The organism is Streptomyces sp. SA15 (genome assembly GCF_002291145.1).
Taxonomy (GTDB): Bacteria; Actinomycetota; Actinomycetes; order Streptomycetales; family Streptomycetaceae; genus Streptomyces.
This window is the reverse complement of the sequence record NZ_NTGE01000172.1, coordinates 31,167-41,876: the sequence shown is the minus strand read 5'-3', so window position 1 is coordinate 41,876 and position 10,710 is coordinate 31,167. Positions and strand designations below refer to the sequence as shown.

General features: G+C 71.9%; 8 protein-coding genes and 1 pseudogene. 1 reads left to right on the top strand and 8 read right to left on the bottom strand.

Features of this window, described 5'->3' with window-relative positions; genetic code table 11:
- The 5 genes from CLM62_RS38295 to CLM62_RS38275 all read right to left on the bottom strand — a co-directional run.
- Positions 1-2,359, bottom strand: a 2,359-nt coding sequence (locus CLM62_RS38295; RefSeq protein ID WP_373559226.1) for an AAA family ATPase, incomplete at its 3' end; no start/stop codon positions are given.
- 59 nt (positions 2,360-2,418) lie between these two features.
- A complete protein-coding gene (locus tag CLM62_RS38290; protein ID WP_095754499.1) occupies positions 2,419-2,772 on the bottom strand; it encodes a UBP-type zinc finger domain-containing protein in 354 nt (117 codons plus the stop codon).
- Positions 2,769-4,229, bottom strand: a complete 1,461-nt coding sequence (locus CLM62_RS38285; protein ID WP_095754498.1) for an ATP-binding protein — start codon at positions 4,227-4,229, stop codon at positions 2,769-2,771. The genes CLM62_RS38290 and CLM62_RS38285 overlap by 4 nt, the downstream gene beginning before the upstream one ends.
- Positions 4,226-5,902: an FAD-dependent oxidoreductase gene (locus CLM62_RS38280; protein ID WP_095754497.1), complete on the bottom strand. Its 1,677-nt coding sequence runs from the start codon at positions 5,900-5,902 to the stop codon at positions 4,226-4,228. The genes CLM62_RS38285 and CLM62_RS38280 overlap by 4 nt, the downstream gene beginning before the upstream one ends.
- A 149-nt stretch (positions 5,903-6,051) precedes the next feature.
- Positions 6,052-6,405: a VOC family protein gene (locus CLM62_RS38275; RefSeq protein WP_095754496.1), complete on the bottom strand. Its 354-nt coding sequence runs from the start codon at positions 6,403-6,405 to the stop codon at positions 6,052-6,054.
- Positions 6,406-6,477: 72 nt separating this feature from the next.
- Between CLM62_RS38275 and CLM62_RS38270 the strand changes: the two genes are divergently transcribed.
- On the top strand, positions 6,478-7,350 hold the full coding sequence (locus CLM62_RS38270; protein ID WP_095754495.1) for a universal stress protein: 873 nt from the start codon (positions 6,478-6,480) through the stop codon (positions 7,348-7,350).
- Position 7,351: 1 nt separating this feature from the next.
- Here the strand turns inward: CLM62_RS38270 and CLM62_RS38265 are convergent, their stop codons facing one another.
- From CLM62_RS38265 to CLM62_RS38255, 3 genes and pseudogenes are all read right to left on the bottom strand, one after another.
- Positions 7,352-8,590 carry a DUF4032 domain-containing protein gene (locus tag CLM62_RS38265; RefSeq protein WP_095754494.1) on the bottom strand — a complete coding sequence of 413 codons (1,239 nt, stop codon included), beginning with the start codon at positions 8,588-8,590 and terminating at the stop codon, positions 7,352-7,354.
- A gap of 40 nt (positions 8,591-8,630) precedes the next feature.
- A pseudogene (locus CLM62_RS38260) lies at positions 8,631-9,375 on the bottom strand (MBL fold metallo-hydrolase).
- A gap of 49 nt (positions 9,376-9,424) precedes the next feature.
- A complete protein-coding gene (locus tag CLM62_RS38255; RefSeq protein WP_095754493.1) occupies positions 9,425-10,681 on the bottom strand; it encodes an acyltransferase in 1,257 nt (418 codons plus the stop codon).
- Between the last annotated feature and the right edge of the window lie 29 nt (positions 10,682-10,710).

Genomic DNA, 10,710 nt, shown 5'->3' with positions numbered 1-10,710 from the left:
CCCCGGCCTCGTCGCCGGTGAGGCGCAGCCCGGCGGCCGTGTCGGCGACCGCGCGGAGCGCGAGGGCGGCCAGCCGGACCGTGACGTCCGCAGGCGTGCCCGCGTCGTCGGTGAGTGCCGCGACCGTGGACCGCATCCGCCGTACGGCCTCCTCCGAATCGCCCCGCAGTGCCGCCGCGTCGGTGAGCACGATGCCCGCGACGAGCGTGCCCATCCAGTCGAACGGCCCCTCCAGCAACGCCTGAGCACGGTCCGCGGCATCGAGGTCGCCCCGTGCGAGCGCCACGTACAACGCGGGGCCGGCCGTGTACGCCCCGGCCGCGGGCAGCACCTCGGCATCCGAGGCCGCCGCACGCACGCACTCGTCCCAGCGACCCAGCGTGTACAGCACCAGCAGCCGGAGGTAGCGCATCTCCAGCGGATACGGCGAGGACAGCAGCCCCGCACGGCGGGCACGGTCCAGCCCCTCGGTCAGCCACGGCAGGCACGCGTCCAGGTCACCGGACTCGAAGCAGCCGATGGCGAGGTTGAACAGCGCGCGCAGCTCCACGGGCGCGTTACCCGAACGCCGCGCGAGCTCCCGGGCCTCCCGCAGCCGCTCCTGCCCCTCCGCGGTACGGCGGCCGTCCCCTTCGAGGGTGGCCAGCGAGATCAGCAGATCCGCCCGTGCGTCGGTGACGTCCAGCTCTTCGGCGACGCTCAGGGCCTGCCGGGCGACTTTGAGCGCGGTCTCGCTCTCCCCGACCTGACGTGCCGCCAGGACGTGCGTGGCCGCCGCCCACACCCAGGTGCGCGACGGGGGTTGGGCGGGGATCATGGCGAGCGCCTCGCTGCTGTAGGCGAACGCGGCCGTCAGGCTGTCGACGCTCAGCAGGTTCCCGGCGAGTGTGTACCGCACCCGGGCGGCGAGTTCGGAGTCCGCGTCCTGGCCGACGCCCGCGAGAGCGGCACGGGTGAGGGAGACCGCCCGGTGCGCCTGTCCGGCGTGCGCGGCGGCCGCCGAGGCGCGCAGCGTGAGCGTCACCCGGTCGACGCCCTCTCCCGCGGGCCGGGCGGACGGCTCGACCGCCGACCACAGGTCCAGTACAGCTTCGAGATGCCGCAGCTCCTCGGCGGGCGCGCCGACGCGCTGGGCGTGGTCCGCGGCCTCCAGCGAGGCGGCGAGCGCCTCGGGCAGGTCATGGCTCTCCCGGGAGTGGTGGGCCCGCTCCGCCGCGCTCCCGGGCCGACGGCCCCGCCCGGCGAGCAGGCGGGCCAACGCGCCGTGCAGCCGGGCCCGTTCACCGGGCAGCAGGTCGGCGTACACCGCCTCGCGGGCCAGGGCGTGCCGGAAGGCGTAGGTGTCCCCGTCGCCGGGGACGAGGAGCTGCCGTCCCACGGCCTCGCGCAGCGCCGACTCCAACTCGTCCTCCGGGAGCCCTACGGCGTCCCGCAGCAGGTCGTGCTCGACGCGGCGCCCGGCGACCGCGGCCGTACGCAGCACCTGCTGGGCGGTGTCGGACAGCTGCTCGAAGCGGATGAGCAGGACGTCCGCGAGGCCGCTGGGCACGCCCCCGGCGTCCGTCTCCGTGGCCGCGACCAACTCCTCCGCGTAGAAGGCGTTGCCCTCGGCGCGCTCGACGATCCGCCGGACGGTGGTGTCCGGCAGCGGACGGTCTCCCAGGGTTGGCAGAGCCCGCACCAGCCGGGCGACCTCGGCGTCGGCCATGGGCCGCAGCTCCAGCCGCTCCACGGCCGGCAGCCGCACCAGCTCGGCCAGCAGCGGACGCAAGGGGTGCCGGCGGTGCAGGTCGTCCGCGCGGTAGGAGGCGAGCACCGCCAGCCGGTGCGTGGGCGCACCGCCCGCCGGCCGTTGGAGGACGCCGCGGCTGAGCAGGAACCGCAGCAGGTCCCGGGACGACTGGTCGGCCCAGTGCAGGTCCTCCAGGACGAGCAGCAGGGGAGCGACGTCCGCGAGGTCGGCCAGCAGCCCGGCCATGCCCTCGAACAGCCGCAGCCGCCCGCCCGAGTCTCGCACGGCGTCCGTGCCGCCGCCCAGCAGCCGGTCCACCACCGGATGCGCGGCGAGGGCGTGCGCGAACCGCCCGTCGGAGGAGAGCACGCCCAGGACTTCCGTGAACGGCAGATACGGCAGCCCGACGTCACCGAGATCGACGCAGTGCCCGGTGAGCACCGTCATCCCGGCCTCGGAGGCCCGCCCGGCGACCTCGTCCAGCATCCGCGTCTTGCCGACACCGGCGTCCCCGGCGACCAGCACGGCCCGCGCCTCACCCCTGCGGGCACGCTCCAGCACACCGGCGAGGCGGGCGAGTTCGTCCTCCCGGCCGATGAGCGGAGTGGTGTTCGAGATCGGCGGCACGGAATCCATCCTGGCAGGGGACACTGACAGCGCCCGGAAAGTCCCGAGCTCTTGGGTCCTCAGGACCGCAACACCCGAGCCCAATCAGCCGGCACCCGCCCCGCAGGCCCCGGCGCCGGCTGCTCCGCCGGATGGCTCACCGGCGGCGCCATGTCCGGCCCCGACTCGTACAGCTCATCCGTCTCGTAGTTCCAGAACCAGTTCTCGCCGGGCTCGTAACTCTGTACGAAGGGATGCCCGGTGTCCCGGTAATGCCCCGTCGCATGCTTCGCAGGAGAACTGTCACAACAGCCGACGTGCCCGCACTGCGCGCACCGCCGCAGATGGAACCACCACCCGCCGGCCGCGTCGCACCCCACACAGCCGTCCCCGCTCGGCGGAACACCCGGATCGATTCCCCTGATGCCGGTCATACGGACTCCTCGGAAGATATGTCGGACTCCGCGGCCGTGAGCGGAAGGAGGACCTGGAACCGCGTGTCGCCCGGTTCGGACTCGACCTGCAGGGTGCCGTGATGCTTGTTGACGACGATCCGCCAGGAGATGTCCAGGCCCAGACCCGTGCCCTCGCCCACCGGCTTGGTGGTGAAGAACGGGTCGAAGATGCGGCCGCGGATCTCCTTCGGGACGCCGGGACCGGTGTCCCGGAACTCCACCAGCAGCCGGTCGTGGTCCAGGGCCGTCCGCACGGTCAACGTCCCTTCACCGCCTGCGCCGTTGATGGCATGCACCGCGTTGTCGATCAGGTTGGTCCACACCTGGTTGAGCTCCGCCGGGTACGCCGGGATCTTCGGGACCGTACGGTCGTACTCCTTGACGACCTTGATCCGCTGACCGATCTTGCCCGAGAGCATCAGCAGGGTGCTGTCGAGGAGTTCATGGACGTCGGCGACCTGGTAGGGCGCGCGGTCGAGCTGCGAGTACTGCTTGGCGGCGTCGACCAGATGGGAGATCCGGGTGGTGGAATCATCGATCTCGTCCATCAACAGTTCCGTCTCGACCGTGTAGTTGAGCCACCCGATCGCGCTCGGCAGGAGATCCTCGTCCACGGCGGCGGCGACGTGGTCCAGCCAGTCGATGTCGAGCCCGGCCTGTACGAAGGTGGGGGCGATCCGCCAGCCCTCGGGAATGTCATGGTCGTCGAGCCAGTCGGTGAGCGCGTCCTCGCGGTCCGAGGCTTCCAGGGGGCTCAACACGGGTGCCTTGGCGGCGCGTTCGGCGGTGCGTTCCTGGATGTCGATGAGGTTCGCCAGGGTCTCCGGCGAGAACGAGCTCGTGGAGATCACCCGCAGCTTGTGCCGCATCTTGCCCACGCGTTCGCGCAAGCTGGCGGTGGCTCGCACGGCAGCCGCCGCTGGGTTGTTGAGCTCGTGCGTGAGACCGGCCGACAACGAGCCCAGCGCCAGCAGCCGTTCCCGCTGCCCGATGGCCCGCTGCGTGCTCTTCGTACCGAAGAACAGCCCCTCCAGCAGATGCACCGCCATCGGGAACCACTCCTGCATGAAGCCGGCGAAGGTGTCCGCGGGCAGCACGAAGAAGCGCGTCGGTTCCGTGACGCGCATCGAGTTGTTGTACACCTGGGGCACCCGGTCCCCCAGATACGCCTGCATGGACCCCGAGTACACCCCGCGCTGGGAAGTCCGGCTGACCTCCACGTCGTCGCCGCCGACCCGGCGCGACAGCACGACCGTGCCCTCGATCATGACGTAGAAGCAGGTGGCGGGCTCACCCTCGGTGTAGACGGGACCGGGCTCGAACTTCTCCACCCGCCCCTCGCCGCACAGCCGCCCCAGCTGCTCGGGGGACAGCTTCTCGAACAGGAACAGCGACCCGATCTCCTGCGGGCTGCAGGGCATGAGCCGCCCGCTCACGACTGCTCCAGATACCGGTGGACGAGCATCACGGCCATGGCTCCCTCTCCGACGGCGGACGCGACCCGCTTCGCGGACTCGGCGCGCGCGTCGCCCGCGACGAACACGCCCGGAATGTTGGTCTCCAGGTGGTACGGCGGCCGGTCCAGCTCCCAGTCCGCCGGCGGCCGCCCGTCGGGGGTCAGGTCGGGCCCGGCCAGGATGAAACCGCGCTCGTCGCGCAGCACCGTGCCGTCCAGCCAGTCGGTGAGCGGGGCCGCGCCGATGAACACGAACATCCACTGTGCGTCGACGAGTTCGCTCTTCCCGCTCTCCACGTCGCGCAGCGTCAGCTGTTCCAGACGGTCAAAGCCGTGTACGGCGTCGACGAGCGTGCCGCAGCGCACCGAGATGTTCGGCGTCTGATCGATCTGCTGGATCAGGTAGTGCGACATCGACGCCGACAGGGACGGCCCGCGCACCAGCAGCGTCACCGACTTGGCGCCCCTGGCCAGGTACATCGCCGCCTGCCCGGCGGAGTTGGCGCCGCCCACGATGTACACGTCGTGGCCCTGGCAGGAGGCCGCCTCGGTCAGCGCCGAGCCGTAGAAGACCCCGCAGCCGGTCAGGTCGGTCGTCCCCGGCGCGTCGAGCTGCCGGTACGACACGCCGGTCGCCAGGATCACGCTGTGCGCGGCGATGGCCGAACCGTCCGAGAACCTTACGACCCGCGCGGCCCCGTTGATCTCCAGTCCCGACACCTCGCGCGCGGTGAGGATCTCGGCGCCGAACTTCGTCGCCTGGCGCCGGGCCCGGTCGGTGAGCTGGGCCCCCGACACGCCGTCGGGGAACCCGAGGTAGTTCTCGATGCGGGAGCTCTGCCCGGCCTGCCCGCCGGTCGCCGACCGTTCCACGAGCACGGTCCGCAGCCCCTCGGAGGCCCCGTACACGGCCGCGCCGAGCCCGGCGGGGCCGCCGCCGATGACGACGAGGTCGTAGAAGTCGGCCGCGGGCGTCGTGGCCAGCCCCACGTGCGCGGCCAGCTCGGGCGCCTCCGGCTCGACCAGCGGCGTGCCGTCCGGCGTGATGACCAGCGGCAGCCGCTGTGCATCCTGCCCGGCCGCCGCCAGCAGCCGCTGCCCCTCGGGTTCGTCCGCCGAGTACCAGCGGTACGGGACCTGGTTGCGGGCCAGGAACTCCCGTACGTCCGACGAACGTGCCGACCAGCGGTGTCCGACCACCTTGGTGGCGGGCACCGGCCGGTAGTCGCTGCACCGCCATGCCTGAAGCAGGTCGTCCAGGACCGGGTAGAGCTTCTCCTCGGGCGGATCCCACGGTTTGAGGAGGTAGTGGTCGAGGTCGACGACGTTGATCGCGTCTATCGCAGCGTTGGTGTCCGCGTACGCGGTCAGCAGCACCCGCCGTGCCCCCGGATACACGTCCAGGGCCTGTTCCAGGAACTCGATGCCGTTCATCTGCGGCATCCGGTAGTCCGCCAGGATCACGGCCACGAGATCACCGCGCAGCTTCAGCTCGCGCAGCGCCTCGAGGGCCGACTCGCCGGACTCCGCGCGCACGATCCGGTACGACTCGCCGTAGCGCCGCCGCAGGTCCCGGGCGACGGCGCGGGAGACTCCCGGGTCGTCGTCCACCGTCAAGATGACGGTCCGCGTCGCGTCCGCGGCCTGTGCCATACGTCTCCCACCCCGAGGTCGGACTCACGACACGGCGTACCCCGTAGCCACTGCCACCGAGCCGCCGCGCCGGTTCCCGCCCATCGTATGTTCGATCGTCCCGCTGTGCTCAGGCATGCCGCGACCGGTACATGGGAGCCCGCCCGCCGTCAGCCGAGGCGCTCGCCCAGCACGCAGAACTCGTTGCCCTCGGGATCCGCCAGCGTCACCCACCGCTGCTCGCCCTGGCCGACGTCCGCGTGCCGGGCGCCGAGGGCGAGGAGGCGGGCCACCTCCGCCGCCTGGTCGTCGGGCCGGAAGTCGAGGTGGAGACGGTTCTTGACGGTCTTCCCCTCCGGCACCGGCACGAAGAGCAGGCCGGGCATCCGGTCCTTCTCGGGCCGGATCTCGTACTCCTCGGCGGAGTCGTTGAGCACCACCCACCCCAGCGCCTCGGCCCACCAGCGCCCCAGGGTCACCGGATCGGCCGCGTCCACGACAACCTGCTCCCATTCCAAAGCCATGCCGGCAGCGTAGTGAAGACTGGGGAAGACTGAGTCCGAGTCACATGACCGCGACACAGGGAGGCCGGCAGCATGACGCGCCCGATCACGGCAGGGATCGACGGAACCGAGGAGAGCCTGGCCGCGCTGGCCTGGGCGGCCCGGGAGGCGGTCCGGCGGGGGCTGGCGTTGCGGGTGGTGCACGCCTGGCGGTTCCAGCCGCACGAGGCGATCGAGGCGGCCGGCCCGGACGTCCAGGCCGGGTGGGCGCGGGAGGTGCTGGCCTCGGCCGCGGGGACCGTGACCGAGCGGCATCCGGAGCTGGAGGTGTCCACCGACGTGGTGGAGGGCGGCAGCGTGGACGCGCTGGTCGCCGCGGCGGCGGACGCCGAGATGCTGGTCCTCGGCTCGCGCGGGCACGGCCGGGTCGTCGGTTTTCTGCTCGGCTCCGTCGGCCAGCAGGTGATCGTCGAGGCGACGCGCCCGGTCGTCCTGGTGCGCGCCGGTGATGAACCCTCCGGTGAGGCGGCCGGGCGGGAGATCGTCGTGGGCCAGCAGGGCGACCCGGAGGACAGCGCCGGGGCACTGCGGTTCGCGTTCGAGACGGCGGCGGCGCGCGGTGCCATGGTGCGCGCGGTACGGGCCTGGACCCTGCCGCCGGTCTTCGCCTACAGCCCCGGCTCGCTCAGGCTGCTCGATGAGGCCGGCGGTCTTGAGCCGTACGAGAAGAAGGCGCTGACGGCGGCGCTGCAGCCGTGGCGGGACCGCTTCCCCGACGTGCCGGTCGTCGAGCACGTGGAGATGGGCAGCGCCGGGCAGGTGCTGCTGTCGGTGGCCTCGGGTGCCCAGCTGATGGTCGTCGGCCGCCGCGCCCACCGTACGGCCGTCGGCGCCCGCATCGGCTCGGTCGCCCATGGCGTCCTGCACCACGCGGGCTGCCCGGTGGCCGTGGTGCCGCACGCCTGAGTCAGTCGGCGGCGGGGCTGGGCTGGAGCGTCTCGCGTGCCTTGGGGAGGATGTTCTTGATGTAGTCCTCCACCGCCGTGTCCAGCCCTATGTCGTGCTGCGCGCGCTCCGACAGGTACCAGCGGTGTTCCAGCAGCTCGTGGTAGATCTCCGCCGGGTCCATCGAGCCGCGCATCTCGATGGGCACGGCCCGCACCGTGGGCCGGAAGACGTCCCGCACCCAGCGGTGGGCGAGCACCTCCGGGCGGGCCGCGAGGGGGTCGCCCGGGGCGTAGTCGTCCTGGGTGGCCATCCAGCTCTCCAGGTCGTTCAGCAGCCGCCGCGCCTGGTTCTCCTCGGTGTCCAGACCGGTCAGCCGCAGGAGCTGGCGCTGGTGGTGGCCCGCGTCCACGACCTTGGGCACGAAGGTGACCGTGTCTCCGTTGGAGGAGTGCTCGATCTGCATCTCGGCCACGTCGAAACCGAGCTCGTTCAGGCGGCGGATCCGGCGCTCTATGTAGTGGTACTTGCCCGCCGGGTAGACAGATGTGCGGGTCAACTCCTGCCACAGGCCCCCGTAGCGCGCGCAGATCTCCATGCCGAACTCGATCGGGTCCACGGAGGGGTGCAGCGCCCCGGACGCCTCCAGGTCGAGCAGCTCGCCGCTGATGTTGACCCGGGCGAGGTCGAGGTCGTAGTCGCGCTGCCCGGCGCTGAGCTGCGGGTGCAGGTCGCCGGTTTCCGCGTCCACCAGGTACGCGGCGTACGCGCCCGCGTCCCGGCGGAACAGCGTGTTGGACAGCGAGCAGTCGCCCCAGGCGAACCCGGCGAGATGCAGCCGCACCAGCAGCACGGCCAGCGCGTCCATCAGCCGGTGCATGGTCGCCGGTCTCATCGTCGTCTCGAACATCGACCGGTACGGCATCGAGCCGCCCAGATGCCGGGTGACCAGAACCGACTCCAGCGGGGCGTCGTCGACGTCGGTACGCCCGGTGACCACCGCCAGTGGGTCTACCGCGGGGATGCCGATCCGGTCCAGGTCGCGCAGCAGCTCGTACTCGCGCAGCGCCGGACGCTCGGCGAGCTCCTTGACGGCGATCACCTCGTCGCCGGCGCGGGCGTACCGCACGACGTGCCGGGAGATACCGCGCGGCAGCGGTACCAGGTACTCCTCGGGCCACTCCTCCAGGGGGAGGTGCCACGGCAGTTCGAGCAGGAGCGCGGGATGCTCCGGGTTGGTCGCGCTGATCTGCAGTGCCATGGGTCGCGTGTCCTTCTTCGCCGGTGATCGTCACCTCACCTTAAAGCGCGCGCTCCCGTGCCTGAAGTGCCGCTTCACGGACCGGACCGAGGTGCGCGGGCCCGTGACCGGGGAGAAGGAGATCGCCGTCCAGGGCGGCGAGTATCTCCAGCGAGGCCACGGCACGGGACCGCTCGTGGTGGAACATGTTGGGCAGCAGCTGCGGCCCCTTCGCCCGCGAGGTGGGGTGACCGCTCACCAGGGCGTCGCCGGAGATCACCACGCCCCTGCCCGGGAGGTGGTAGGCGGCGTGCCCGTCGGTGTGGCCGGGCGTCGGCACCGGGACGGGCCGGCCGGGCAGACGAGTGGGCCCGCCGCCGGGAACGGCTGCGGAGAGGCGACCGGGACATGGGCGGTGCCGCCCGAACGGATCGCGTGCACGGCCCACGGCAGCACACCGGGCCGCCAGCCGTTCTTCAGAACCGTTCCGACGCTGACCTGGTGCAGGAACTCCCGTCTGGCGTGGGCCACTTCCTCCTCGTGCAGGTACACCGGCATGCCGTAGGCGCCGCGCAGGTACTCGGCGGAGCCCAGGTGGTCGTTGTGGGCGTGGGTGATGAGCACGGCCGCGACCGCCTCCGGCGAACGCCCACCTCCGTGAGGGAGGCGAGAAGCTGCTCCCGGTCCCCGGGGTAGCCGGTGTCGACCAGGGTCGCGGCGTCCCCCTCCGTGAGGATCACCCAGTTGGTGTTGCTGCCGTGCACCAGATAGGTGCCGTCGGCGACTTGCCGCACATCTGCCCGCATGATCGTCCCCGTGGTGAGGTCCCCAGCCCGACGGACACGGCAAAGAAGATCATGAGGGAGGCGGAGTCGGCGGGTCCGGTCGCATGCCGAACAGGAAGCGGGTGACCCGTGTCCTGCGCACGGCGTACTCGTACACCACGAGGATCACGGCGAGGGAACAGGCCACGATCACCACGTACTTGACCACGATGGGAGCGGCCCAGCCCACGACTCCGTACGCGAAGGCGACCACGACGGGCTGGTGCAGCACGTACAACGGCAGCGCGGCGACCGCGAGATAGGGCAGCACGCGTGCGGTCGCCTCACTTCCGGGCGACCCGCCCGCACGCGACCCGCCCTCACCTGACCCGGCCTCGCGTGGCTCGCCTTCACGCGCCCCGCCGTCGCGCGGCCGGTCCAGCAGCCCGAGGATCGCCACCACCCAGCACCAGCCCGCCGCCCCGAACAGCGCCCGGGTGAACAGTGCGAAGGTGGTCCTCGCGGTGAACGGATCGTCCTGAGACATGAATCCCGGCGCGGTCGCCGAGAACAGGACGACCCCCAGCACGCCGACGGGAAGCGCGAGTCGGCGCATGGCAGCACGGATCCGGTCGTCCCCGGCCAGAGCGTGGCCGAAGAGGAAGAACAGCAGATAGGCCCAGCGGTTCCAGCCCGCGAAGCTCTCCTCCATGCCCAGCAGCGCGTTGATCAGGGCGAGCGGCAGCGCGGGCAGGAGGAGCAGGGCGGGCCGCCGCCCCACCGCGCCGCCCGCGCGGTCGCCGGCGGACGCGAGGGGAGCGGCGACCGGCGCGAGGAGGAGGCTGAAGACGAGCAGAAGGACGACGAACCACAGGTGGCCGGTCTCGAAGTGGTCCCCTTCGAGGACGAAGGGGAAGTCGCCCGGTTCGGGGTGGACGGTGACGAACCGGGGCCAGAAGCGCCAGTAGGACTCGTTGTAGCCGGGGTCGGCGGCACGCAGACGCAGCCACTGGGGCAGGGGACACAGGACGAGCGTCGCGAAGACCAACGGGACGCCGAGGCGCAGCAGCCGTTCGCGGGCGAAACCGCCCGGCCCGCGACGACGCAGCGAGTACCGGGCGCCGAGACCGGCGACGAGGAACAGCAGGGGCATCGCCCAGACCACACCGAGGCCGGCGACGACGGTCACGGCGTCGGTCGTCCGCGCGTTCTTGACGTAGAAGTCGTCGTCCGGGGAGAAGACCAGGGCGGCGTGGAAGAAGACCAGGCCGAGGACGACGAGGGCACGGAGCACGTCCAGTTCGACGCGTCGGCGAACGGCTGGCGGCTGTCCTGACTCCGCACTCATCGCGGCCTCCCCCCGATGCGCGCCAGTGT